The following is a 25,216-nucleotide window of genomic DNA, read 5'->3' on the forward strand; positions in this document are numbered from 1 at the left end:
ACCCCCAACACTCATGGACGTTTCCCGCACCCGCGCGTTGCGCGGCCCGAACATGTGGAGCCGCCACACGGCCATCGAGGCCGTCGTGCACTGCAGCGACATCGAGCGCTCGCTCGAACGCCTGCCCGGCTTCGAGCCGCGGCTGCGCCAGCTCTTCCCCACCATCGGCGAGCTGCGCGCCGACGCGTCGCTGGCCCAGGTGCTGGAGCAGGCCACGCTGGCCTTGCAGGCCCAGGCCGGCTGCCCGGTCACGTTCAGCCAGACGCATGTGACGCCCGAGGCCGGCACCTACCAGATCGTCATCGAATACAGCGAGGAAGACGTCGGCCGGCTGGCCTTCGAGCAGGCGCAGCAGCTCATGCTCGCCGCGCTACACCCGCAAGGCGGCGGCGCGTTCGATGCCGACGCCGTCATCGCGCAATTGCGCGAGCTGGACGAGGACATCCGCCTGGGCCCGTCCACCGGCTCCATCGTCAACGCGGCCATCGCGCGCGGCATCCCGTTCCGCCGCCTGACGCAGGGCAGCCTGGTGCAGTTCGGCTGGGGCGCCAAGCAGCGCCGCATCTGGGCCGCCGAGGTGGACGCGACCAGCGCCGTCAGCGAGTCCATCGCGCAGGACAAGGACCTCTGCAAGCGCCTGCTGCAGGCCGCCGGCGTGCCGGTGCCCATCGGCCGCCCGGTGGACTCGGTGGACGACGCCTGGGCCGTGGCCGAGGAGATCGGCCTGCCGGTGGTCGTGAAGCCGCAGGACGGCAACCAGGGCAAGGGCGTCACCGTCAACGTGACGACGCGCGAGGGCATCGCCGCCGCGTACAAGGCCGCGGACGAGATCGGCCAGGTCATGGTCGAGAAGTTCCTGCCCGGCGGCGACTACCGGCTGCTGGTCATCGGCGACAAGCTCATCGCCGCCGCGCGCCGCGACCCGCCCCACGTCATCGGCGACGGCCAGCACACCGTCAAGGAGCTGGTCGACAAGGTCAACGCCGACCCGCGCCGCGGCGACGGCCACGCGACCTCGCTGACCAAGATCCGCTTCGACGACATCGCCGTCGCGCGCCTGACCCAGCAAGGCCTGGCCCCGGACTCCGTGCCCGAGAAGGGCCAGCGCGTCATCCTGCGCAACAACGCCAACCTGTCCACCGGCGGCACCGCCACCGACGTGACGGACGACGTGCACCCCGAGGTGGCCGCGCGCGCCATCGCCGCAGCGCAGGTCGTGGGCCTGCACGTGTGCGGCGTGGACGTGGTGGCCGAGAGCGTGCTGCGGCCGCTGGAGGAGATCAACGGCGGCATCGTCGAGGTCAACGCCGCGCCGGGCCTGCGCATGCACCTCTCCCCCAGCTTCGGCAAGGGCCGCAACGTGGGCGAAGGCATCGTCGGCCACCTGTTCGGCAGCGGCCCGAAATCGGGCGGCGCGGCGGAGGACGGCCGCATCCCGGTCGTCGCCGTCACCGGCACCAACGGCAAGACCACCGTCACGCGGCTGATCGCGCACCTGTTCGCCAGCTGCGGCCTGAAGGTCGGCATGACCAACACCGACGGCGTCTACGTCGACGGCCGCCAGATCGACAGCGGCGACTGCTCCGGCCCCAAGAGCGCCCGCAACGTGCTGATGCACCCGGACGTGGAGGCCGCCGTGCTGGAAACCGCCCGCGGCGGCATCCTGCGCGAGGGCCTGGGCTTCGACCGCTGCCAGGTGGCCGTGGTCACCAACGTCGGCGCGGGCGACCACCTGGGCATGAACTTCCTGCACACCGCCGAGGACCTGGTGCTGGTCAAGCGCGTCATCGTGCAGAACGTGGCGCCCAGCGGCTACGCGGTGCTCAACGCGACCGACCCGCTGACCGCCGGCATGGCCGCCGTGTGCCCCGGCCAGGTCATCTACTTCGCGGCCGACCGCCATCACCCGGTGATGGCCACGCACCGCGCCCAGGGCAAGCGCTGCGTCTACGTGGACGGCGACCAGCTCGTCGCCGCGCAGGGCGTGTGGCGCGAGAGCATCCCGCTGCGCGATGTGCCGATCACGCGCGGCGGCCTCATCGGCTTCCAGGTCGAGAACGCGATGGCCTCGGTCGCCGCCGCCTGGGCCGTGGGCCTGGACTGGGACACCATCCGCCGCGGCGTCGCCAGCTTCGCCAACGACGCCGACAACGCGCCCGGCCGCTTCAATGTGATGGACTACCGCGGCGCGACCGTCATCGCCGACTACGGCCACAACGGCGACGCGATGAAGGCCCTCGTCGGCGCGGTGGCGGCGCTGCCGGCCAAGACCCGCAGCGTCGTCATCAGCGGCGCCGGTGACCGTCGCGACGAGGACATCCGCGTGCAGACCGAGATCCTGGGCGCCGCCTTCGACGAGGTCATCCTCTACGAAGACGCCTGCCAGCGCGGCCGCGCGGCGGGCGAGGTCGTCGCGCTGCTGCGCGCCGGGCTGGAAGGTGCGTCGCGCACCCGGCACATCGAGGAGATCGTCGGCGAGTTCACGGCCATCGACCGTGCGCTCGAACGCCTGCAGCCGGGCGACCTGTGCCTGGTGCTGGTGGACCAGGTCGAGGAAGCACTGGCCCACCTGGCCAGGCGCATCGCGCAAGGCTGAGGTCAGCGGTACTTGCCGAGGATGCGGGTCAGTTCGCCCTCGGCCACCAGGCCGTTGATCGCGCCGTTCAGCGCGGGCAAGGTCACTGACGCCTGCGGCGCCAGCGCGCACTGCGCCAGCACCTCGGACACGACCAGCGGCGGGTGCAGCGCCAGCCGGAAGCCGCCGATGTGCTGCTGGTACTCCAGCACCCGCCGGCCGGTCAGCACATGCTGGATGCGGCCGATGGCCAGCTTGCGCAGGTTGGCCACGGCGTCGGGCGCGTCGTCGCGGATGAAACCCGTGCGCAGGATGTCGGCCACCTCCGGGTAGACGTAGCCCAGCACCGTGCCCACCGGCTGGCCGGCCAGGCCCGCAAGACCGGCCGGAGCCGGTGCGCCGGCGGCCGTCACGAGCAGCGCCTGGTCGGGGATGAAGGGCCGGCTCCAGCCGAACGGGCCGGGCAGCCAGTCGCTCTGGTAATCGCACAGCAGGTCGCCTTCGCCGCGCTCCAGCGCCTGGGCCAGGCGCTTGCGCGGCACGGGGCGCAGGACCAGCTCGCGGCCGAGACGGCGCGCCAGCGCCGCGCCGAGGTCGGCATGCAGACCCTCGACGACGCGGCCAGCCTCGATGCGCGCCTGCGGCATCAGCGCGCTCGTCTCGACGAGCAGCACCAGCGGCGCGGCCGGCACGGACGCACTCGCCGCCCCGGCCACGATCGCAATCCATGCCCACCCGCCACCTGTGTTCATGGCGCGGATGATGCCCGGTGGCAACGCGCGCGTCCCCGGTGCTTGCCCTCGCCTTTGCCTCAACCATGAACTTGGCGACAGCTGATCGCTGACCGCCGCCCTGATGCGCGGCAGCGCCCGCTGCGCCAGCCGGAAGGCCGGCTTTCGTCACGAAAGTCGGCGCACCGGCCCGGGCCACGGCAGATAGACTGAAAAGCCTCCAACGCCGGAGCCCGACGCGATGAAGTCCCGCCTGCTGTCCCCTGCCCTCGCTGCCGCCCTGCTGGCCTGCGCCGCCGCCCTGCCAGCCCGGGCCCAGTCGGCACCCGGCCAGGGCCAGCCCACCGTCATCCGCGCCAGCGACGACAGCCTCTACCGTGAGCTGGGCGGCCGGGAGGCCATCCAGGCCTTCACGAACGACTTCTACGACCGCATGCTGCACGACCCGCGCATCGCCCACTTCTTCGACGGCATCAACGTCGTCTACCTGAAGCGCGCGCTGGCCGACTACTTCTGCGTGACTGCAGGCGGCCCCTGCGACTACGACGGCGTCAGCATGACCAACGCCCATGCCCACCTGGGCATCGGCAAGGGCGACTTCAACGCGCTGGTCGAGAACCTGCAGAACGCGATGGACGCGGCCCATGTGCCGTTCGCGACGCAGAACAAGCTGCTGTCCCGGCTGGCCTTCTATCACCGGGACGTCGTCACGAAATGACGGTCCTGCGAACGGGCTGCACCCTGCCCGCGCTCTCGTGACGCGTCCGTCCCACCACCGCGACGGCAGCTTCCGCAACACCGACGGGGAATTCACGCCGCGCTCGCTGGCCGAGTTGCTGCGCTGGCGGTGGGACGCCTCGCGCCGGGGTCTGCCGCCGCGCCCCGCCGAGCCCATCCCCACGCAGGCGCCCGACGTCGGCTTCATCCACGCCAACGCCGGCGCGGCCCAAGTCCCGGCCGTGACGTGGATCGGCCACGCCACCGTGCTCGCGCAGTTCGGCGGCATCAGCCTGCTGACCGACCCCATCTTCTCCGAGCGAGCCTCACCGCTGTCCTTTGCCGGCCCGAAGCGCGAGCAGCCGCCCGGCGTGGCGCTGCATGCGCTGCCGGCCATCGACGTGGTGCTCGTCTCGCACAACCACTACGACCACCTGGACCTGCCGTCCTGCCGCGCGCTGGCCGCGCAGCCCGGCGGCGGGCCGCTGTTCGTCGTGCCGCTGGGCCTGAAGGCCTGGTTCGAGGCGCGCGGCATCGCCCGGGTCGTGGAGCTGGACTGGTGGCAAGGCCACGCCGTTCACGGCCTGGAGATCGTGCTGGTGCCGGCGCGGCACTGGTCGGCGCGCGGGCTGACCGACCGCATGAAGACGCTGTGGGGCGGTTTCGCCGTGTTCGCGCCGGACTGCCAGCTCTTCTTTGCCGGCGACACCGCGTATTCGCGCGACTTCGCGGACATCCGCGAGCGCTTTGCCGAACGCCAGCGGCCTCACCAGGGCGGCGGGTTCGACCTCGCGCTGATCCCCATCGGCGCCTACGAGCCGCGCTGGTTCATGCGCAACCAGCATGTCAACGTCGAGGAGGCGCTGAAGATCCATGCCGACCTCGGCGCCAAACGCTCCCTGGGCGTGCACTGGGGCACCTTCGAGCTGACCGACGAGGCGCTGGACGAGCCGCCGCGCCAGCTGGCCCGCCAGCGTGCCGCGCAGGGGCTGGGCGAGGACGACTTCTTCGCGCTGGCCATCGGCGAGACCCGCCGCATCCCGCCGCGCAGCTAGGCGCCGCTGCAGCCGCCGGCGACAAGCGCCCGGCGCGCGGTCCTACGCGGCGCAGCCGCCTTCGCGCTCACCATGCGGCGCATGCTGCTGACCCTGATCGGCGTCGTCGCCACGGCCTACCTCGCACTGCTGGGCGCGCTGTGGTGGGGGCAGGAGCGACTGCTGTTCGAGCCCGAGCCGCTGCCGGCGGATCACGTCTTCGCCTTCGGTGCCGACGTGCACGAGCTCAGCATCGACCGCCCCGGCGGCACGCGGCTGAACGCGCTGCACCTGCGCCTGCCCGACCCGCACGGCATCGTCTTCTACCTGCACGGCAATGCCGGCAACCTGCAGGCGTGGTTCGCCCACGCGGACTTCTACCGCCAGGCCGGCTACGACCTCTTCATGCTGGACTACCGCGGCTTCGGCAAGAGCGGCGGGCGCATCGGCAGCGAGGCGGAGTTGCGTGACGACGCGCGCGCCGCCTGGCAGCAGATCGCGCCGCTGTACCCGCCCGGCAAGGTGCGCGTCATCGCCGGCCGCTCGCTGGGCAGCGGCCTGGCCGCAGGCCTGGCGGCCGAACTCCAGCCCGACCTGACGGTGCTGATCTCGCCCTACCGCAGCATGGCGGCGCTGGCGGCGCAGCACTACCCCTGGGTGCCCGGCGCGCTGCTGCGCTATCCGCTGGACACCGAGGCGCTGGCCCCGCGCATCGGCGGCCCCTGCCTGCTGGTGCACGGCGACCAGGACTCGCTGATCCCGCCGGCGCACAGCGCGGCACTGGCGGCGCGGCTGCCGCAGGCGCGGCATGTGCGCATCCCGGGCGCCGCCCATGGCGACGTGCAGGACTTCCCCACCTTTCGGGCCACGGTCAGGTCGGCGCTCGACGCCGCAGCCGCCGGCCTTCAGCCGACGCGGCAGACCTTGAGCATGTTGGTGCCGCCCGGGTAGCCCATGGGCTCGCCGCAGGTGATGGCGTAGGTGTCGCCCGGCATCAGCACGCCCTGGTCGACGAGGATCTTCTCGGCCGCCGCCAGCGCCGTGTCGCGGTCGTCGAACTTGGGCATCAGCAGCGGCCGCACGTTGCGGTACAGCGCCATCTTGCGCTGGCTGACGGGCTGCGTCGTCAACGCGTAGATGGGCACCTGGATGCCGTGGCGGCTCATCCACAGCGCGGTGGAGCCCGACTCCGTCAACGCCAGGATGGCCTTGCAGCCCAGGTGGTGGGCCGTGAACAGCGCGCCCATCGCGATGGACTGGTCGATGCGGCCGAACTGGCGGTCGGTGAAGTTGGTGTCCAGCGTGACGAACTCGGCGCGTTCCGCCTCCAGCGCGATCGCGGCCATCTGCTCGATGGTCTCGATGGGGTACTTGCCGGCGGCCGTCTCGGCGGACAGCATGACGGCGTCGGTGCCGTCCAGCACCGCGTTGGCCACGTCGGACACCTCGGCGCGCGTGGGCACCGGGTTGACGATCATGGACTCCATCATCTGCGTGGCCGTGATGGCCACCTTGTCGAGCTGGCGGGCCAGCTTGATCATGCGCTTTTGCAGCGCCGGCACGGCCGCGTTGCCCACCTCCACGGCCAGGTCGCCGCGCGCCACCATGATGCCGTCGCTGGCCTTCAGGATGGCCTCCAGGTGCGGGATGGCCTCGTAGCGCTCGATCTTGGCGATCATGGACGGCTTGTGCCGCCACGGCTCGCCGGCCACGTTGGCGAGCTGGCGCGCCATCTCCATGTCGGTCGCGTTCTTGGGGAAGCTCACGGCCAGGTATTCGCACTGGAAGGACATCGCGGTCTTGATGTCGTCCATGTCCTTGGCGGTGAGCGCCGGCGCGGTCAGGCCGCCGCCCTGCTTGTTGATGCCCTTGTTGTTGGACAGCTCGCCGCCGAGCTTGACGGTCGTGTGCACCTGCGCGCCGCGCACCAGGTCCACCGTCAGCACCAGCAGGCCGTCGTTGAGCAGCAGCGTGTCGCCGGGCTTCACGTCGCGCGGCAGCTCCTTGTAGTCCAGGCTGGCGATGTCGGGGGTGCCCAGTTCGGTGCGGTCGGCGTCGAGGATGAACTTGGCGCCGGGGATCAGCTCGATCTTGTTGTTCTCGAACTTGCCGACGCGGATCTTGGGGCCTTGCAGGTCGGCCATGATGGCCACCGACTTGCCGACCCTGTCTGCAGCGGCACGCACCATCTGCGCGCGGTCGATGTGGTCCTGCGCCTTGCCGTGCGAGAAGTTCAGCCGCACCACGTCGACGCCGGCGCGGATCATCTTCTCCAGGATCTCCGGCGTGTTCGAGGCAGGGCCGAGGGTGGCGACGATCTTGGTGGCGCGGGTCATGGACGTCTCGTTCTTCAAATAGGCCGCAGATTATGGTCCTGCGCCCTGCGCCAAAGTTTCGCCGTGTTACGTCGCCACGGCCGGGCTCAACCCCGGGCGACCCGCGCCTCCCGCGCGTCCGACGCCGCCAGCGCCGTCATGTTGATGATGCGGCGCACGGTGGCCGAAGGCGTCAGGATGTGCACCGGCCGGGCCGCGCCCAGCAGGATGGGCCCGACCGTCACGCCCTGGCCGGCACTGATCTTGAGCACGTTGAACAGGATGTTGGCGGCATCCAGCGTCGGCAGCACGAGCAGGTTGGCCGCGCCCTTGAGCTTGCTGTCGGGCAGGAAGGCCTGGCGCACGCTCTCCGACAGCGCGGCGTCGCCGTGCATCTCGCCGTCGCACTCGACCTGCGGGTGACGCGCCGAGAACAGCTCGTGTGCGCGGCGCATCTTGACGGCCGACGGCCGCGTGGACGAGCCGAACATCGAGTGGCTCACGAAGGCCAGCTTGGGCGGCAGGCCGAAGCGGCTGACCTCCTCCGCGGCCATCGCGGCGATGTCGGCCAGCGTTTCGGCGTCCGGGTCGTCGTTGACGAAGGTGTCGGCGATGAACAGCGTCATCTTCTCCAGCATCAGCGCGTTCATCGCGGCGAACTGGCGCACACCCGCGCGCAGGCCGATGAGGTCGCTGACCTGCTCCAGGTGGCGGTCGAAGCGGCCCACCAGGCCGCAGATCATCGCGTCCGCGTCGCCCAGCTCGATGGCCAGCGCGCCGATGGCCGTGTTGGAGCGGCGCACGGCGGACTTGGCCATCTCCGGCGTGAAGCCATTGCGCTTCATGCGGGCGTAGTAGGCCTCCCAGTACTGGCGAAAGCGCGGGTCGTCCTCGGGGTCGATGACGGCCACGTCCTCGCCCAGCTTCAGGCGCAGGCAGGCGCGCTGGATGCGCGACGCGAGCACCGCGGGGCGGCCGATCAGCGTCGGGCGGCACAGGCCTTCGTCCAGCGCCACCTGCACCGCGCGCAGCACGCGTTCGTCCTCGCCCTCGGCGTAGATGACGCGCGCCGCCGAGCCCGTCGCGCTCATGGCCTTGGCGGCGGCGAACACCGGGCGCATGAACATGCCGGTCTGGTAGACGAAGCGCTCCAGCGACTGCCGGTACGCGTCGAGATCGGCGATGGGCCGCGTGGCGACGCCGTCCGCCGCCGCTGCCGCCGCCACGGCCGGCGCGATGCGCAGGATCAGCCGCGCGTCGAAAGGCTTGGGGATCAGGTAGTCCGGCCCGAACGCCAGCTCCTGGCCGGCGTAGGCCGCGGCCACCTCGTCCGAGGTCTCGGCCTTGGCCAGCGCCGCAATCTCGCGCACGCAGGCCAGCTTCATGCCCTCGGTGATCTTGGTGGCGCCGCAGTCCAGCGCGCCGCGGAAGATGTAGGGGAAGCACAGGACGTTGTTGACCTGGTTCGGGTAGTCCGAACGCCCGGTGGCGACGATGCAGTCCGGCCGCACCGCCTTCGCCAGCTCGGGGCGGATCTCCGGCTCGGGGTTGGCCAGCGCCAGGATGATGGGCTGCGTGCCCATGGTCTTGACCATCTCGGCGCTCAGCACGCCGGCGGCGGAACAACCGAGGAACACGTCGGCGCCCACGCAGACGTCGGCCAGCGTGCGCGCGGCCGTCACCTGGCAGTAGCGCTGCTTGGATTCGTCCAGCTTGCCCGCCTTGGCGTCCTCTCGCTCGCTGTGGATGACGCCGCGCGAATCGCAGACGAACACATGCTCGCGCCGCACGCCCAGCCCCACCATGACATCCAGGCAGGCGATGGCCGCAGCCCCCGCGCCGGACACGGCGACTTTGACCTTGGCGATGTCCTTGCCCACCAGCTCCAGGCCGTTCAGCAGCGCGGCCGACGAGATGATGGCGGTGCCATGCTGGTCGTCGTGGAACACCGGGATGTTCATCCGCTTGGACAGCTCGCGCTCGATGTAGAAGCACTCGGGCGCCTTGATGTCTTCGAGGTTGACGCCGCCCAGCGTCGGCTCCATGGCCGAGATGATGGCGATGAGCTTGTCCGGGTCGCGCTCGGCCAGCTCGATGTCGAACACGTCGATGCCGGCGAACTTCTTGAAGAGGCAGCCCTTGCCTTCCATCACCGGCTTGGCCGCGAGCGGCCCGATGTCGCCCAGGCCCAGCACGGCCGTGCCGTTGGTGATGACGCCCACCAGGTTGCCGCGCGACGTGTACTCGGCCGCCAGCGACGGATCGCGCTCGATGTCCAGGCACGGGTAGGCCACGCCCGGCGAGTAGGCCAGCGACAGGTCGCGCTGGTTGGAGAGCGCCTTGGTCGGTGTGACGGAAATCTTGCCGCGCGTCGGGGCGCGGTGATAGTCCAGCGCGGCGTCGCGCAGTGCGGCTTCGGCGGCGGAAAGCGGGGCGTTGTTCTTGTCCATGCGGGTCTCCGGAAGGGACAAGAAGGTTACGCCGCGTTTCTCCGGGGCGCACCTGTGGCGCGATGCCGGATTGCTACCGGGTCATGCCGAAGCGGCAGCCCGGCGACATCGGTCGCTCAGCCCGCGGCGCGCTGGCTGAGGATCTCGAACGCGGGCAGCGTCTTGCCTTCGAGAATTTCCAGGAAGGCACCGCCGCCGGTGGAGATGTAGCCGACGTCAGCCTCGATGCCGTACTTGGCAATCGCGGCGAGCGTGTCGCCGCCGCCGGCGATGCTGAAGGCGCTGCTGTCGGCGATCGCGCGGGCTATTGCCTCGGTGCCATGGGAGAAGGCGTCGAACTCGAACACGCCCACCGGGCCGTTCCAGACGATGGTGCCGGCGGCCTTCAACTGCTGGGCCAGCAGCGCGGCAGTCTTGGGGCCGATGTCCAGGATCAGGTCGTCATCGGCCACGTCGGTGGCGGCCTTCACGGTGGCCTCGGCGTCGGCGGCAAAGCGCTTGGCGCAGACGACGTCCACGGGGATGGGCACCGCCGCGCCGCGCGCCTTCATCGACTCGATGACGGACTTGGCCTGGTCGACCAGATCGGGCTCGGCCAGCGACTTGCCGATCTTCAGCCCCGCGGCCAGCATGAAGGTGTTGGCGATGCCACCGCCGACGATGAGGCCGTCCACCTTGGCTGAAAGCGCCTGCAGGATGGTCAGCTTGGTCGACACCTTGGAGCCGGCCACGATGGCCACCAGCGGTCGCTTCGGGTGCGCCAGCGCCTTCGTGATCGCGTCGATCTCCGCCGCCAGCAGCGGGCCGGCGCAGGCGATCCTGGCAAACTTGGCGATGCCGTAGGTGGTGGCCTCGGCGCGGTGGGCGGTGCCGAAGGCGTCGTTCACGAAGATGTCGCACAGCGCCGCGAGCTTCCTGGACAAGCCCTCGTCGCACTTCTTCTCGCCCTTGTTGACGCGGCAGTTCTCCAGCAGCACCAGCTCGCCGGGCTTGACGTCCACGCCGTCGACCCAGTCGCGTTGAAGCGGCACCGGGCGGCCCAGCAGTTCGGCCATGCGCGCAGCGACGGGCGCGAGCGAATCCTCGGGCTTGAATTCACCCTCGGTCGGGCGGCCCAGGTGGGACGTGACCATGACGGCCGCGCCGGCGTCCAGCGCCATGCGGATGGCCGGCAGCGACGCGCGGATGCGCGTGTCTTCGGTGATCTTGCCGCCACCTTCAGGTGAATGGTCCTGCGGCACGTTGAGGTCGGCGCGGATGAAGACGCGCTGGCCGGCCACCTGGCCGGCGGCGATCAGGTCGGAGAAGCGGATGACGTTCATGGTCGGGCGGAGCAGTTGAGAAAACTGCGGCGATTCTCGCCGCTGCTCCGCACGCTGCCGCGTTGCAACCGCGGACCGGTGACGGGCCGCGCGAAGCCGGCCCGCAGGCGATGGGCTTGCGGCTCAAGCCGCAAGCATCGCCGTCCCCTCGGGGGACCGACCGGGCTCACCCGCGTTCAGCGGGTCGAGACCGGGCGAGGGGCCGTTTCACCAGCCGAAGCCCAGCTTGAGCGTCAGCAGCACGGCCATGCCCACGACGATGGTGCCCAGGATGCCCTGGCGCCAGAAGTAGTAGGCCGCACCGGCCACGGCCGCGGGCCAGCGCGCGTCCTGCCAGGTCGCGATGACCTCGCCCTGCGTCATGAACACCTCGGGCGCGACGACCGCCACCAGCGCGGCCAGCGGTGCCATCTTCAGCAGCTCGCGCAGCCAGCCGGGGATGGGCAGCGGCTTGTCGCCGATCAGAAAGAAGCCGCGCGTCAGCACGGTGACGGCGCCCAGGCCCACCAGGGCCAGCCAGGTCATGGCCTCGCTCATGCCTTGCCCCTGCGCGTGTCCAGCCACCAGCCCACGGCGCCCGCCGCGACGATGGCGCACAGGATGTTGAGCTTGAGCGGCAGCGAGTAGGTCGCGATGGACACGATGGCGGCGGTGAGCGCCACCCACCACAGCATGCGCTCCGCCAGCAGCGAGCACGACAGGCCCAGCAGCGCCAGCACGCCGGCGAAGCCGATGCCCCAGTGCGTGGGGATGCGGTCGGCCAGCAGGATGCCGGTGAAGGAGGTGAGCTGCCAGGCCGGCCAGTTCACGGCCACGCCGCCCCAGAAGTAGCGCCGCTGGCCCGCTGCCGGCACCGGGTCGGGGTAGCGGCGCACGAAGTAGACGAAGTTCAGGTCGGCCGAGAAGTAGCCGTGGAGGAGCCGCTCGCGCAGCCGCAGGTGGCCGATGTAGTGGCGCCACTGCGCGCTGAAGATGACGAAGCGCAGGTTGACGCAGAAGGCCGTGGCCAGCAGCACCCACAGCGGCGCGCCGGATGCGATCAGCGGCAGCGCCGTGAGCTGCGCGCTGCCGGCGAACACCAGCAGCGACATGCCCATGGCCAGCGGGAGGCTGAGGCCGCTCTTGACCATGGTGACGCCGGTCACCAGGCCCCAGGCCGCCAGGCCCAGGGAGGGCGAGGCCATGTCGCGCGCGCCGGCTCGGAAATCAGGGTCGGCCGCGAGCGCGCGCAGCCTGATCGACAAACTCATGCCGCCATTGTGGCGGCTCGGGCTTTACTGGCCGAGGCGACGGACCTTGCCGCTGCCGGCGATGGACGAGCTGATCTCCGGCGAGCCGACGTACTTCACGTCGCCCGAGCCGGCGATGGACACGTTCAGCCGGCGGGTGGCCTGCACCTGCGCGTCGCCGCTGCCGGCAATGCTGACCTTGACCTCCTCGGCCGCCAGCTCCGCGGCCTTCACGTCACCGCTGCCTGCGATGCTGACCGTGACGCTGCCCGCGCGGCCGGCCGCGACGATGTCGCCGCTGCCGCTGACCTTCAGGCCCAGGCGCTCGGCGTCCAGGCCGGCGAAGCGGATGTCGCCCGAACCGGCGATGGACGCATCCACGCCGCCGGTCTTCATCGCCTCGACCTTGACGGTGCCCGAGCCGGCCACGGCCACCGCGCGCAGCGCCGGCATCTCGATGGTGAAGACGGGCGTGGTGGACGTGCTGATGTTGTAGCCCTTCCTGGGCTCGATCTGCAGCGTGCGGCCCTTGGAACCGTCGACGACGCGGGTCTCGATGTAGGGCAGCAGGTTGCGGTCGGCCTTGACCTCGACCTTGGTGCCGGCGCCCTGGCGGATGACCACGTTGAAGCCGCCGGCCATGGACACACCGTCGAACGCGCCGGTGTCGCGGGCTTCCGTGGCGATGTCGCCGTTGCCGGTGACCCGCTCGTTGTTGTTCCAGCTCCAGGCGCCGGCGGGGGCGCTGAGGGCGACAGCAGCGGTGACGAGGCCGAGGGCGAAGAGGCGGCGGGAGAGGGTCATGGCGGGCTCCGACGGGATTGCGATGGACCGCATGTTGCCCATCACCACGCCGGCTGCCGAGTGCAGCGCGACGATGCGCAGGAACGGGGGGCCGAAATGCGGCTGGGCGTGCCAGCCCGGCGGGCGAGTCAGTGGCCCTTGGCCTTGTCGGGTACCTTCTCGGCCGCCTTCGCGGCGGTTTTCTCGGCCGGCTTGTCCTCGGCATCGTCGGCGGGCGGCTTCACGGCGCCCGGGCGCGGCACGACGGGCGCGATGCCTTCGAGCTTGTTCTCGCGCATGTACTCGTCCATCTCGCGCCAGCCGGTGTAGATGGCCGCCTTCTGCGCCTTGGGGTTCAGCACGTAGCAGTCCTCGATGGCGCGCATGGCGTGCCGGCAGGCGCTGCCGATGGCCTTGCCCTCGGCTTCCTTGGCGGCGGCCACCTTGACGGGGTCGTCGATGCCCAACTGCTCGCAGGCACTGAGGGCGGCGAGCAGCGGCAGGGCGAGGGCAACGAGGAGGCGCTTCATCCTGAGACCTATCGGCGCTTGGCGGGCCAACTTGAGTCAGCGCCGCACGGCGCCCGGTGCGGCCTGCGCCATCGCCAGCAGGCGCGCGACGCGCTCCTCGGTGGCCGGGTGGGTGGAGAACAGCCCGCGCAGGCCACCGGCGGACAGCGGGTTCATGATCATCATCTGCGCCGTCTCCGGGTGCGCCTCGGCGGGGCCGAGCGGGATGCCTTGCGCGTAGCGGTGGATCTTGTCCAGCGCCGAAGCCAGCGCCGCCGGGTCGCCGGAGATTTCGGCGCCGCCGCGGTCGGCCTCGAACTCGCGGGCGCGGCTGATGGCCATCTGAATCAGGCTGGCGGCCAGCGGCGCCAGGATCGCCACGGCGATGCCGGCCAGCGGGTTGGCCGGCCGGCCGTTCGCGTCGCGTCCGCCGAAGAAGGCCGCGAAGTTGGCCAGCATGGAGATCGCGCCGGCCATGGTCGCGCTGATGGTGCTGATGAGGATGTCGCGGTGCCCCACGTGGGCCAGCTCGTGCGCCATCACGCCGCGCAGTTCGCGCTCGGACAGCACGCGCAGGATGCCGGTCGTCGCCGCCACGGCGGCATGCTCGGGGTCGCGGCCGGTCGCGAAGGCGTTGGGCGCGTCCTCGTTGATGAGGTAGACCTTGGGCATGGGCAGGCCGGCGCGCTGCGACAGCTCCTGCACCATGCGGTACAGCTGCGGCGCCGAACTCTCGTCCACGGCTTGCGCGTTGTACATCTTCAACACCATGTCCGCGGAGAACCAGTAGCTGAAGAAATTCATGCCGACGGCCACGGCCAGCGCGATCAGCATGCCGGTCTGGCCGCCGATCATGGCGCCGACGGCCATGAACAGCGCCGTGATGGCGGCCATCAGGATGGCGGTCTTCACGAGGTTGAACATTTCAGGTCGCTTTCAGGAGTGGCGGGTGACGTGGCAGATGGTGCCACGCCGCACCGGTTCAAGACGCGTCGAAGCGTTCGCCGACCGCGATGGGGCGCGCCTGCAGGAAGGCCGCCGCCGGGCCGCGCTTGCCGCCGGCGCGTTGCAGTTCGGTCAGCTTCAGCGCGCCGGTGCCGCAGGCGACGACCGGGCCCGGGGCCATCACCACGCCCGGCTCGCCTTGGCCGTCGGCCAGTTCGGCGCGCCAGATCTTGACCGCCTCGCCGGCCAGCGTCGCGACGCCGCCCGGGAACGGGTCGAAGGCGCGCAGCCGCCGCTCGATCTCGGCGGCAGGCTGCGTCCAGTCGATGACGCTCTCGGCCTTCTCGATCTTGTGCGCGTAGGTGACGCCCTCGGCCGGCTGCGGCGTGCGCGGCAGCGCGGCGGCCTGCAGCGCCTGGACGATCAGCCGGCCGCCCATGTCAGCCAGCCGGTCGTGCAGCGCCGCCGTCGTGTCGTCGGCGCGAATGGCCTCGCGGCCGATCAGCAGCATGTCGCCGGTGTCCAGGCCGGCATCCATCTGCATGAGGGTGATGCCGGTCTCGGCGTCGCCGGCCTCGATGGCGCGATGGATGGGCGCCGCGCCGCGCCAGCGCGGCAGCAGCGATGCGTGGATGTTCAGGCAGCCGCGGCGTGGCGTGTCGAGCACCCACTGCGGCAGGATCAGGCCGTAGGCGGCCACGACCATCACGTCGGCATCCGCCGCCCGCAGCGCCTCGCATGCCGCCGCGGCGTCCACGGCATATTTGCCGTCCAGCTTCAGCCCCTGCGGCTGCGCGACCGGGATACCTGCGGCGACGGCGCGCTGCTTGACCGCGGAGGCCTGCAGCTTCATGCCGCGCCCGGCCGGCCGGTCCGGCTGGGTCAGCACCAGCGGCACGGTGAAGCCGGCGGCCAGCAGGGCGTCCAGCGCGACGGCGGCGAATTCCGGCGTGCCGGCAAAGACGACTCTCATGACGTGACGCGCATGCCGGTCACAGGCGCTGGTTGCGCTTCTTGGCCTCGGCCTCTTCCTCGCGCGCCTTCTTGACCATCTTGTTCTTGATGCGGTCGCGCTTGAGCGCGCTCAGGTACTCGACGAACACCTTGCCCATCAGGTGATCCATCTCGTGCTGCACGCACACGGCCAGCAGGCCGTCTGCGGAGAACTCGTAGACCTCGCCGTCGCGGTTGGTGGCGCGCACGGTCACCTCGGCATGGCGCGGCACCTTGTCGTAGGTCTGCGGCACGGACAGGCAGCCCTCCTCGCCGTCCACCATGCGCTCACTCTTGCTGAGCAGTTCAGGGTTGATCAGCACGCGTGGCGTGTCGCGGTCCTGCGACGTGTCGATGACGATGACGCGCTCATGCACGTCCACCTGTGTCGCGGCCAGGCCCACGCCGTCGGCCGCATACATGGTTTCGAGCATGTCGTCGACGAGCTGGCGGATGCGCTCGTCCACGGCCGCGACGGGCTTGGCGACGGTGTGCAGCCGCGGGTCGGGATAACGGAGGATGTCGAGTTGGGCCATGGCGCCTTGTAAGCGCTCGCAAACGAGCGCTAGAGGTTGTTGGTTGCCCCTGGGGAATGCGGGCAGAATCACCCGGATTTTCGCCGATCCGGCAACCCCCTTCGGAGAATGCGCCCGATGCCCGATGCACGCCCTGCCCGATTTGCCGTCCTCGCAGCCTGCCTCGCTGCCGCGACGGCCCCTGTGTGGGCCCAGACCGGCACCCCGCCCGTCACGCCCGAGCAGCGCCGCGTGACCGATGACGTGGCCTCCGCCGGCGTGCCGCTGTCGGAGCTGGCGCCCAACGCCCCTGACCAGCACACCGTGAAGGCGGGCGACACGCTGTGGGACATCTCCGGCCTGTTCCTGAAGAGCCCCTGGCGGTGGCCCGAGCTGTGGGGCATGAACCGCGACCAGATCCGCAACCCGCACCTGATCTACCCCGGCCAGGTGTTGATGCTCGTCAAGGTGGACGGCCGCGCGCGGCTGCAGCTGGCGCAGGGCGTGGGCGACAGCGCGGGGGGCGACGCGGTCAAGCTGAGCCCGCGCATGCGCATCGCGGCCCTCGATGGCAGTGGCATCGCGGCCATCCCGCTGCGCCTGATCCAGCCCTTCCTCACCGACGCGGTCATCTTCGAGAACGACGCGCTGGCCACCGCGCCGCGCATCGTCGCCGCGCAGGAGGGCCATGTCGTGCTGGGCAGCGGCGACCTGGCCTATGCGCGCGGCGAGTTCGGCGGCACGACGGACTTCCGCATCTTCCGTACCGCTCGCCCGCTGATCGACCCGGCGACGAAGGAGGTGCTCGGCTACGAGGCGCCCTACGTCGGCACGGCCGACCTGATCCGCCCCGGCGAGGACCGGCCGCTGGCCAACGGCAAGACCGAGATCGTGCCGGCCACGCTGCGCATCAAGCAGGTCAGGCAGGAAGTCGGCATCGGCGACCGGCTCGCCCCCGCGCCTCAACGCAACCTGCAGCGCTACATCCCGCATGCGCCGCAGACGCCGCTGGCCGGCCAGATCGCCTCCGTCTACGGCGACGCGCTCAATGCCGGCCAGAACCAGATCGTCGCGCTGAACCGCGGCACGCGTGACGGCGTCGAGCGCGGCCACGTGTTCGCGCTGTGGCGCGATGGCGACTACGTGACCGACAAGACCGGCGGCAAGGCCGAGACCCTCAAGCTGCCCGACGAGCGCCATGGCGTGCTGTTCGTGTTCGAGGTCTACGAGCGCGTGTCGTACGCGCTGATCATCTCGGTCAAGGAACCCGTCAAGCCGGGTGACCGCTTCACGCAGCCCTAGACCATGGCGCCCCTCGCCCAGCCGCGCCGCGCTGAACGCGGGCGCACCGGGTCGGTCCCCCTGGGGGACGGCGATGCGCGCGGGGCAGCCCCCGCGAGCACATCGCCAGACGGGCCGGCTTGGGCGTGGCCCGGCGCTCGGCCCGGCGCTCGGCCCGGGTTGTGCTGACATGCTCGATTCGACCGAGCTGGCCGCGTGGCTGCAGCTGACCGAGAGCGTCGGCCCCGGCGCCGCGCGGCGGCTGCTGGCGATGGCCGGCAGCCCCGAGGCGGTCTTCGAACTGCCCGCCGCCGCGCTGGACCAGGCGTTGCCGCCCAGGCAGCGCGATGCGTTCAACCACCCGCCCGAACACCTGGCCGAATTGATCGCCAAGGCCCAGGCCTGGCTGGCCGAACCGGGCCATGACCTGCTGGTGCTGGGTGACGCGGACTACCCGCCGCGCCTGCTGGCCACCGCCGACCCGCCCCTGCTGCTGTGGCTGCAGGGCCGGCGCGAGCTGCTCGCGTCACCCGCGCTCGCCATCGTCGGCAGCCGCAACCCGACGGCGCAGGGCGGCGACAACGCCCGCGCCTTCGCCCGCGCGCTGGCGCAGGCCGGCTACGCCATCGTCTCGGGCCTGGCGCTGGGCGTGGACGCCGCCGCGCACGAAGGCGCGCTGGATGCCGGCGGCGGCGCCACCATCGCCGTCGTGGGCACCGGGCTGGACCAGGTCTACCCGCGCCGCAATGCGGGCCTCGCGGCGCGGCTGCTGGCGGCAGGTGGCCTCATCGTCAGCGAGTACTCGCTGGGCACGCCGGTCATGCAGGCCAACTTCCCGAAGCGCAACCGCATCATCGCGGGGTTGAGCGAGGGCTGCCTGGTCGTGGAGGCGGCGGTGCAGTCGGGCTCGCTGATCACGGCGCGGCAGGCGGCCGAGGCCGGCCGCGAGGTCTTCGCGATCCCCGGCTCCATCCACTCGCCGCAGGCCCGCGGCTGCCATGCGCTGATCCGCCAGGGCGCCAAGCTCGTGGAGTCCGCGCAGGACGTGCTGGAGGAACTGCTGCCGCTCGGTGCAACCCGCACTGCCGAACCGCAAGCCACGCCCGAGCCGACGCACGAACACCAGGCTTTACTGGAGGCGATGGGCTTCGATCCGGTCAGCCTGGATGCGCTGATGGCGCGCTGCGGCTGGCCGGCAGCCGAGCTGAACGCCGCGTTGCTGGAGCTGGAGCTGGACGGCCAGGTCGCCCGGCTGGCGGGGCAGCTGTTCCAGCGCAGAGGTCAGGGCTGACGAGCTTAACCCCGGATATGAGAGCCTGATCCAAGGGGTTATTCGCGTCCGGGTGCCTCGGAACGCTGGGCTATCATCGCCTCACGATGCTCGATGTCCTGGTTTATCTCTACGAGACCTACTGGCGCCCGGACGCTTGTCCCGACCATGCGCAGCTGGCCCGCAAGCTGACGGCGGTCGGCTTCGAGAACGACGAGATCCAGGAAGCGCTGAGCTGGCTGGAAGGCCTGGCCGCCGCTGGCGAGGCCTTTCACGGCGAGCAGAGCGCCGACGCGTTGCGGGTCTACTCGCCTGCCGAGGTGGACCACCTGGGCGAAGCGTCCATCGGCTTCATCAGTTTCCTGGAATCGGCGGGCGTGCTGCCCGGCGCGATGCGCGAGATGGTCATCGACCGCTCGATGGCGGTCGGCGGCAGCCCGATGGACCTGGAAGACCTGAAGATCATCGTGCTGATGGTGTTCTGGAGCCTGGGCGAGGAGCCCGACGCGCTGATCCTGGACGAACTGTTCGTCGCGCCCGAAGACCGGTTGATCCACTGACTCCGCCACCCCAAGCAGACGGCGCCTCAGGCGCCGTTCTTGTTTGGTCGGAGCAGGCCCTAATTCAGCAGGCTGCTCGGGTCGGCGTCCAGCTTGGCCAGCGCCTTGCGCGTGGCCTGCACGGTCAGTGACTCGTCCTGGGCCGGCAGCAACAGCCCGGCCTGCAGGAAGGCCGCCATGCGGTTCAGCGAGAACAGCACGCCCCGGCCCTTGGGCGTGACGAACAGCGCCAGCTGCTTGCGCAGGCCACGCCAGGCGAGCTGCACCTGCTCGTTGCGGCCGCGGTAGTCCAGCATGAACCAGCCCCCCACCTGCAGCTCGCGCGCCCAGGCCACCATGGCCGGCGTGGGCGCCGAGCCGCCCTCGGCGACGACCTCCATGCCGTCGGACTCGTGGCCGGACAGGTCGCGCACCAGCATCTCGTCGACATGGGTGTCGCCCTCGCCGCCCTCCGGCAGCATGGCCTCCAGCGTCTCGAGCTGGTCCATCAGCTCGTCCAGGCGCTCGCGCGGGATCGCCGCCGTCTTCGCCGTGAAGGCCGCGGCCAGCGCGTTGTTGAGCTGGCGGATGTGCTCGTCCTGCTTGTCGACCGCGAGGCCGGCATGGCCCATGCCGTCGCGCAGCGTCTTCAGCAGCGGCGGCAGGTGGCGGATGACGTCGGTGCGCTCCTCGCGCGAGGCCTTGGCACTGGCGCTCCAGATCAGGTCGGCCGCCGCGCGCTTCATCGCCTTGGTCACCTCGGACTGCGCGCCGGAACGCACCGCCGTCACGGCCAGCACGTCAGCCCAGACATGGAACAGGAAGTCGCGCACGCCTTCCTGCACCGGCACCTCGGACAGCATCTTGCGCAGCTCGATGGTGTACTGGATGGCCAGCGTCTCACGCTGCTCGACCTGCTGGGCGAGCGACACGCCGCGCCGGGAGGCCTGGTTCTCGTTCTCGAAGTAATGGTCGAGGAACTTCTCGAACTCGGTCAGCACCGTCGCGAACACACGCCGGCCGGTGTCCGGGTAGGCCTCGACGACCTGCACCACCCGCTTGATCTCGCGCTCCAGCGCATCGTTGCTGGCGCGCTCGGCACCGGGGCCACTGCCCTGGGCCGTGTTGAAGCCCATCACGCAGGCGCCCATGCGGTCGATGAGGCGGCGCGCCGGGTGGTCCGCGGCGGCGAAGAAGTCGGGCTCGCCCACCGCCACGCGCAGCACCGGCATCTGCAGCCGCGCGAACCAGACCCGCACCGACGCCGGGATGCGCTCCTCGGTCAGGATGCTCTGGAACATCATCGCGACGATCTCGATGGTCGCGCGCTCGGCCGGCGTGCTCGCGGCCTGCTTGAGGACCTGCTTGAAGGCCTGGTTGCGGGCACCGATCTCTTCCAGCGCCCGCGGCGCACTCTGCGCGCCGCTGCCGGTATCGGCAGCACCAGCGGCCATGGCCGCCCCCGACCGGCGCTGCAGCGATTCCTGCGCATGCTTGATCGCGCCGAGCAGGCGCGGCGAAGCCGGCGCCACGGGCGATGCATCCGCCGACGCGATCGGCGCCGCATCGGCCAGCAAAGGCCTGGCAGCACCGCTGTCCCCACCGACAGGACCGCCGCCGTGGCCCATGTCGGCCAGGCTGGGCTTGCCCCCCCCGGGCCGGGCCGGCACCTGGCTCTTCGTGACAGGGAAACCCGGCACGTGGCGGGCCAGCACGCGCTGCAGCTGGGCCATGACCTCGTCGGCCTGTGCGCTGGCGCGGCTGGACACGGGCATCCCGGCGGCACCGCCGGGCACTGCCGCCGCGCCGGATGCACCCTGCGGCACAGGCACGGGCAGGCCGGTGGCCGCGGCCGTCGCGGCGACGGCCGCCTGGGCCGTGCGGCGGATGAAGGGCCGCAGGTCGACCTCGGGCATGACCTTCTGCGCGATCAACCAGCGGTTGGTCTCGTGGTAGGCCTCGCTGACGAGTTGCGCGAACTCCTCGTGCAGTTCGTGGTGCAGCAGCTGCCACACGGTGTCATCCAGGCCGACACGGCTCCAGGCATCCAGCGCCAGGCGGGCCACCACATGGGCGCGCAACAGGTCCAGGGGCTCCAGGTCGTCGTGGGCCTCGAGCGCCTGCATGCGCGTGCGCAGGTCGGTGAACTCCCAGGTCGCGCGGTCCATCATGACCAGCGCGAGGCGCGAACTCGTGATCTCGCGCTCGATGGTCGAGTCGTCGACCAGGCTCATCTTCAGCGAAGAGGGCGCCATGGCGTCCGGCTCGCGCACGGTGTCGGACACACCGTGCTTGGCCGCGTCGCGCAGCGCGTCCACAACGGCCAGCTGCCAGCTCGGCCCCAGCTTCTGCCAGGCCTGCACGGCGTCGCGCCGCGCCATCATGACGGCGTGTGGCGCACCCTGGTTCAGCAATTGCCCCGCACCCTGACCGACCGCCGCGAACAGCGGCGTCATGCCTCGCACCAGGGCTTCGAGGTAGACGCGCCGTGCCTGCGTGGCCAGGGCCTGGTTGCGGGCGGCGGTCATGGACGGTGGCGGGCGGCTCGGCGGGGTGTCAGGGATCGCTTCACTCTACACGACGGCCCCGGAGTTCGGGTCGCTGGGATCGTCGCGGTTGACGGCCACCGACTTCACCAGATCCTCGCGCTTGACGCCCAGCCACATCGCCAGCGCGGCCGCCACGAACACCGAGGAGTAGATGCCGAACAGGATGCCGATGGTCAGCGCCACGGCGAAGTAGTGCAGCGTCGGGCCGCCGAACAGCAGCATGGACAGCACCACCAGCTGCGTGGAGCCGTGGGTGATGATGGTGCGGCTCATCGTCGACGTGATGGCGTGGTCGATCACCTCGCGGGTGTCGAGCTTGCGGTACTTGCGGAACGCTTCCCGCACCCGGTCGAAGATGACGACGGATTCGTTCACCGAGTAGCCCAGCACCGCCAGGATGGCCGCCAGCACCGCCAGCGAGAACTCCCACTGGAAGAAGGCGAAGAAGCCCAGGATGATGACCACGTCGTGCAGGTTGGCGATGACGCCGGCCACGCCGTACTTCCACTCGAAGCGGATGGCCAGGTAGATGACGATGCCCAGCACCGTGAAGATCAGCGCCTTGGCGGCGTCCCAGGCCAGCTCCTCGCCGACGGCGGGGCCGACGACCTCGGAGCGAGACAGCGTGATCGGCTCGGCCTGCGCCGCGTTCGTGCAGATCTGCTTGCTGACCGACTCGCCCTTGTCCGTGATGGACTGGTGCTGGGTGACGGTACCGGTCTCGGCGGTGCACAGCGCGGTGAAGACCTTGTCGACGACCTCGGTCTGCTTCTCGCCGGGCCGCACGGGCAGGCGGATCATCACGTCGCGCGACGAGCCGAAATTCTGCACCTGCACCTCGCCGTAGCCCATCTGCTCGACGGTGTGGCGGGTCTTGCCGATGTCGGCCGTCTGCGCGTAGGCGACCTCGATGACCGTGCCGCCGGTGAACTCGATGGAGAAGTGCAGGCCGCGCGTGATCAGGAAGAACACGGCCACGGCGAAGGTGATGAAGGAGATCGCGTTGAAGATCAACGCGTGCTTCATGAACGGGATGTCCCGTTTGATGCGGAAGAGTTCCATGACGGGAGTTCCTTAGGCCGCGGTCGACTCGGGGGCGTCCGGCGTGGGTTTCCACACCTGGCCGATGGACAGGGACTTGAGCTTCTTCTGGCGGCCGTACCAGAGGTTGACGAGGCCGCGCGAGAACACGACGGACGAGAACATCGAGGTCAGGATGCCCAGGCAGTGCACGACGGCGAAACCCTTGATGGGGCCGGAGCCGAACACCAGCAGCGCCAGGCCGGCGATCAGCGTCGTCACGTTGGAGTCCAGGATGGTCGCGAAGGCGCGCTCGTAGCCCGCATGGATGGCCGCCTGCGGCGAGGCGCCGCCGCGCAGTTCCTCGCGGATGCGCTCGTTGATCAGCACGTTGGCGTCGATGGCCATGCCCAGCGCCAGCGCCAGCGCGGCAATGCCGGGCAGGCTCAGCGTGGCCTGCATCATCGACAGCACCGCCAGCAGCAGCAGCAGGTTGAAGCCCAGCGCCAGCGACGAGAACACGCCGAACAGCATGTAGTAGATGCACATGAAGACGGCCACCGCCACGAAACCCCAGGTGACGCTGGCGATGCCCTTCTCGATGTTGTCCTTGCCCAGGCTCGGGCCGATGGTGCGCTCCTCGATGATCTCCATCGGTGCGGCCAGGCTGCCGGCGCGCAGCAGCAGCGCGGTGTCGCTGGCTTCCTGCGTGGACGTGGAGCCGGTGATCTGGAAGCGGTTGCCCAGCTCCGAATTGATGCGCGGCGCGGTGACGACCTCGCCCTTGCCCTTCTCGAACAGCAGGATGGCCATGCGCTTGCCGACGTTCTCGCGCGAGGTGTCCTTCATGACCCGGGCACCCTTGGCGTCCACGGTCAGGTGCACGGCCGGGTTGTGGTTCTCGTCGAAGCCGGACTGGGCGTCGGTCAGGTTGTCACCGGTCAGGATGACCTGGCGCTTGACGATGATGGGGCCGAAGCTGCGGTCGATGAAGCGCTCGGTGCCGAACGGCACGGGACCGTTGCCCTTGAGCGCCTCCTGCGCCTCGGCGCTGTCGTCCACCATGCGCAGTTCCAGCGTCGCGGTGCGGCCGATGATGTCCTTGGCCTTGGCGGTGTCCTGCACGCCGGGCAACTGCACGACCACACGGTCCAGGCCCTGCTGCTGGATGACGGGCTCGGCCACGCCCAGCTCGTTGACGCGGTTGTGCAGCGTCGTGATGTTCTGCTTGAGCGCCGCCTCCTGCGCCGCCACCTGGGCCTTGGGCGACAGGTTGCCGGCCAGCTGCAGGTCACTGCCCTGGGAGGTCCAGACGACCTCGGGGATCTGCGCCTGCAGCAGGCTCAGCGCCGCGGTGCGCTGCTCGGCGTCGCGGAAGGCGATCAGGACGGTGTTGCCGTCGCGGCTGATGCCGGCGTGGCGGATGTTCTTCTCGCGCAGCATCGAGCGCACGTCGCCGGTCAGTGCCTCGGCCTTCTTGGTGAGGGCCGCCTTCATGTCGACCTGCATCAGAAAGTGCACGCCGCCGCGCAGGTCCAGCCCGAGGTACATCGGGTTGGCGTGCAGCGCGGTCAGCCAGGCCGGCGAACGCGACAGCAGGTTCAGCGCGACGATGTAGGTCGGGTCGGCCGCATCGGCGTTCAGCGCCTTGTTGATGGCGTCCTTGGCCTTGAGCTGGGTGTCGGTGTCGGAGAAGCGCGCCTTGATCGAGTTGCCGTCGAAATGCACGTAGTCCGCCGTGACGCCGGCCTCCTTCAACGTGGACTCGATGCGGGCCTGCAGCGCCGGGTCGACCTTGACGGTGACCTTGGCGCTGGACACCTGCACGGCCGGCGCTTCACCGAACAGGTTGGGCAGCGTGTAGAGGGTGCCGATCAGCAGCGCGACGAGCAGGATCGCGTACTTCCAGAGCGGATAGCGGTTCATGGGGAGACTTCCTTGTCGGCGCCGCGGCGGGTACCGGATGTGGCCGGATGTGACGCTGGGCCGGCTTACTTCAAGCTGCCCTTAGGGAGAACCTGGGTGACGGCACCGCGCTGGATCTGGAGCTCGACGCCGCTGGCCACTTCGATGTGGATGAAGCTGTCGCCCATCTTGCTGATCTTGCCGATGACGCCGCCGGCCGTGACGACCTCGTCGCCCTTGGACAGCGCCTCGATCATGGCCTTCGCCTCCTTCTGGCGCTTCATCTGCGGCCGGATCATGACGAAATACAGCACCACGAACATCAGCACCAGCGGCAGCATGCCAAGGAGACCGGACTCGGGACTGGCGGCCGGGGCGGCCTGGGCGTAGGCGTTGGAGATGAACACGTTGATTTCCTCGGGGTGACGCGGCTGCGGGAACCGCAGGGCAACCTTGAATTCTAGTGCCGCCGGCCAGCTGACCCGGCGCCAGCGCAGCGCCAGGGCGCAGGCACCCCGCGCTGCCTGCTAACCT

The 25,216-nt window shown here is 70.4% G+C and carries 22 protein-coding genes; 7 read left to right on the forward strand and 15 right to left on the reverse strand.

Annotated features, from left to right (window positions below; genetic code table 11):
* Window positions 1-13: 13 nt before the first annotated feature.
* On the forward strand, window positions 14-2,596 hold the full coding sequence (gene cphA / locus ACO07H_RS22470; protein WP_422018339.1) for a cyanophycin synthetase: 2,583 nt from the start codon (window positions 14-16) through the stop codon (window positions 2,594-2,596).
* A gap of 2 nt (window positions 2,597-2,598) precedes the next feature.
* Here cphA and ACO07H_RS22475 read toward each other — a convergent pair whose 3' ends face one another.
* A complete protein-coding gene (locus tag ACO07H_RS22475; RefSeq protein WP_422018341.1) occupies window positions 2,599-3,327 on the reverse strand; it encodes a substrate-binding periplasmic protein in 729 nt (242 codons plus the stop codon).
* A gap of 220 nt (window positions 3,328-3,547) precedes the next feature.
* On the opposite strand from ACO07H_RS22475, the gene ACO07H_RS22480 reads away from it, so the two are divergent.
* From ACO07H_RS22480 to ACO07H_RS22490, 3 genes are all read left to right on the forward strand, one after another.
* Window positions 3,548-4,024 carry a group I truncated hemoglobin gene (locus ACO07H_RS22480; protein ID WP_422018343.1) on the forward strand — a complete coding sequence of 159 codons (477 nt, stop codon included), beginning with the start codon at window positions 3,548-3,550 and terminating at the stop codon, window positions 4,022-4,024.
* A gap of 37 nt (window positions 4,025-4,061) precedes the next feature.
* Window positions 4,062-5,078, forward strand: a complete 1,017-nt coding sequence (locus ACO07H_RS22485; protein ID WP_422018345.1) for an MBL fold metallo-hydrolase — start codon at window positions 4,062-4,064, stop codon at window positions 5,076-5,078.
* An 81-nt stretch (window positions 5,079-5,159) separates the two neighbouring features.
* Window positions 5,160-6,008, forward strand: coding sequence for an alpha/beta hydrolase (locus ACO07H_RS22490; RefSeq protein ID WP_422018347.1), 849 nt, complete (start codon window positions 5,160-5,162; stop codon window positions 6,006-6,008).
* Here ACO07H_RS22490 and pyk read toward each other — a convergent pair.
* From pyk to def, 10 genes are all read right to left on the reverse strand, one after another.
* Window positions 5,963-7,393, reverse strand: coding sequence for a pyruvate kinase (pyk, locus tag ACO07H_RS22495; RefSeq protein WP_422018349.1), 1,431 nt, complete (start codon window positions 7,391-7,393; stop codon window positions 5,963-5,965). The genes ACO07H_RS22490 and pyk overlap by 46 nt on opposite strands.
* An 86-nt stretch (window positions 7,394-7,479) precedes the next feature.
* Window positions 7,480-9,822 (reverse strand): NADP-dependent malic enzyme, encoded by a 2,343-nt coding sequence (locus ACO07H_RS22500; protein ID WP_422018351.1) that lies wholly within the window; start codon window positions 9,820-9,822, stop codon window positions 7,480-7,482.
* A gap of 116 nt (window positions 9,823-9,938) precedes the next feature.
* A complete protein-coding gene (locus ACO07H_RS22505; RefSeq protein ID WP_422018353.1) occupies window positions 9,939-11,144 on the reverse strand; it encodes a phosphoglycerate kinase in 1,206 nt (401 codons plus the stop codon).
* A gap of 207 nt (window positions 11,145-11,351) precedes the next feature.
* Window positions 11,352-11,669: an AzlD domain-containing protein gene (locus ACO07H_RS22510; RefSeq protein WP_422018355.1), complete on the reverse strand. Its 318-nt coding sequence runs from the start codon at window positions 11,667-11,669 to the stop codon at window positions 11,352-11,354.
* 8 nt (window positions 11,670-11,677) lie between these two features.
* Entirely contained in the window at window positions 11,678-12,394 is a 717-nt protein-coding gene (locus tag ACO07H_RS22515) for an AzlC family ABC transporter permease (protein ID WP_422018357.1), read from the reverse strand.
* A 24-nt stretch (window positions 12,395-12,418) separates the two neighbouring features.
* Window positions 12,419-13,177 carry a head GIN domain-containing protein gene (locus ACO07H_RS22520; RefSeq protein WP_422018359.1) on the reverse strand — a complete coding sequence of 253 codons (759 nt, stop codon included), beginning with the start codon at window positions 13,175-13,177 and terminating at the stop codon, window positions 12,419-12,421.
* A 128-nt stretch (window positions 13,178-13,305) separates the two neighbouring features.
* Window positions 13,306-13,686 (reverse strand): hypothetical protein, encoded by a 381-nt coding sequence (locus tag ACO07H_RS22525; protein ID WP_422018361.1) that lies wholly within the window; start codon window positions 13,684-13,686, stop codon window positions 13,306-13,308.
* 36 nt (window positions 13,687-13,722) lie between these two features.
* Entirely contained in the window at window positions 13,723-14,589 is an 867-nt protein-coding gene (gene htpX, locus ACO07H_RS22530; protein WP_422018363.1) for a zinc metalloprotease HtpX, read from the reverse strand.
* 58 nt (window positions 14,590-14,647) lie between these two features.
* On the reverse strand, window positions 14,648-15,583 hold the full coding sequence (gene fmt / locus ACO07H_RS22535) for a methionyl-tRNA formyltransferase (protein WP_422018365.1): 936 nt from the start codon (window positions 15,581-15,583) through the stop codon (window positions 14,648-14,650).
* Window positions 15,584-15,602: 19 nt separating this feature from the next.
* Window positions 15,603-16,139, reverse strand: coding sequence for a peptide deformylase (gene def, locus ACO07H_RS22540; RefSeq protein WP_422018367.1), 537 nt, complete (start codon window positions 16,137-16,139; stop codon window positions 15,603-15,605).
* Window positions 16,140-16,247: 108 nt separating this feature from the next.
* Here def and ACO07H_RS22545 point away from each other — a divergent pair, with 108 nt between their 5' ends.
* From ACO07H_RS22545 to ACO07H_RS22555, 3 genes are all read left to right on the forward strand, one after another.
* Window positions 16,248-17,420, forward strand: a complete 1,173-nt coding sequence (locus tag ACO07H_RS22545) for a LysM peptidoglycan-binding domain-containing protein (protein WP_422018369.1) — start codon at window positions 16,248-16,250, stop codon at window positions 17,418-17,420.
* Window positions 17,421-17,589: 169 nt separating this feature from the next.
* Window positions 17,590-18,690: a DNA-processing protein DprA gene (gene dprA, locus ACO07H_RS22550; RefSeq protein WP_422018371.1), complete on the forward strand. Its 1,101-nt coding sequence runs from the start codon at window positions 17,590-17,592 to the stop codon at window positions 18,688-18,690.
* 86 nt (window positions 18,691-18,776) lie between these two features.
* Window positions 18,777-19,229: a DUF494 family protein gene (locus tag ACO07H_RS22555; protein ID WP_422018373.1), complete on the forward strand. Its 453-nt coding sequence runs from the start codon at window positions 18,777-18,779 to the stop codon at window positions 19,227-19,229.
* 59 nt (window positions 19,230-19,288) lie between these two features.
* On the opposite strand, the gene ACO07H_RS22560 is transcribed toward ACO07H_RS22555, so the two are convergent.
* From ACO07H_RS22560 to yajC, 4 genes are all read right to left on the reverse strand, one after another.
* Complete coding sequence (locus ACO07H_RS22560; protein WP_422018375.1) at window positions 19,289-21,736, reverse strand: DUF1631 family protein; 2,448 nt, start codon at window positions 21,734-21,736, stop codon at window positions 19,289-19,291.
* A 45-nt stretch (window positions 21,737-21,781) separates the two neighbouring features.
* Complete coding sequence (gene secF, locus ACO07H_RS22565; RefSeq protein ID WP_422018377.1) at window positions 21,782-22,819, reverse strand: protein translocase subunit SecF; 1,038 nt, start codon at window positions 22,817-22,819, stop codon at window positions 21,782-21,784.
* A 12-nt stretch (window positions 22,820-22,831) separates the two neighbouring features.
* Window positions 22,832-24,703, reverse strand: a complete 1,872-nt coding sequence (secD, locus tag ACO07H_RS22570; protein ID WP_422018379.1) for a protein translocase subunit SecD — start codon at window positions 24,701-24,703, stop codon at window positions 22,832-22,834.
* A 65-nt stretch (window positions 24,704-24,768) separates the two neighbouring features.
* Window positions 24,769-25,089 (reverse strand): preprotein translocase subunit YajC, encoded by a 321-nt coding sequence (gene yajC / locus ACO07H_RS22575; RefSeq protein ID WP_422018380.1) that lies wholly within the window; start codon window positions 25,087-25,089, stop codon window positions 24,769-24,771.
* Window positions 25,090-25,216: the final 127 nt, after the last annotated feature.

The organism is Roseateles sp., from assembly GCF_965229315.1.
In the GTDB taxonomy this organism is placed as follows: Bacteria; Pseudomonadota; Gammaproteobacteria; order Burkholderiales; family Burkholderiaceae_C; genus Pelomonas.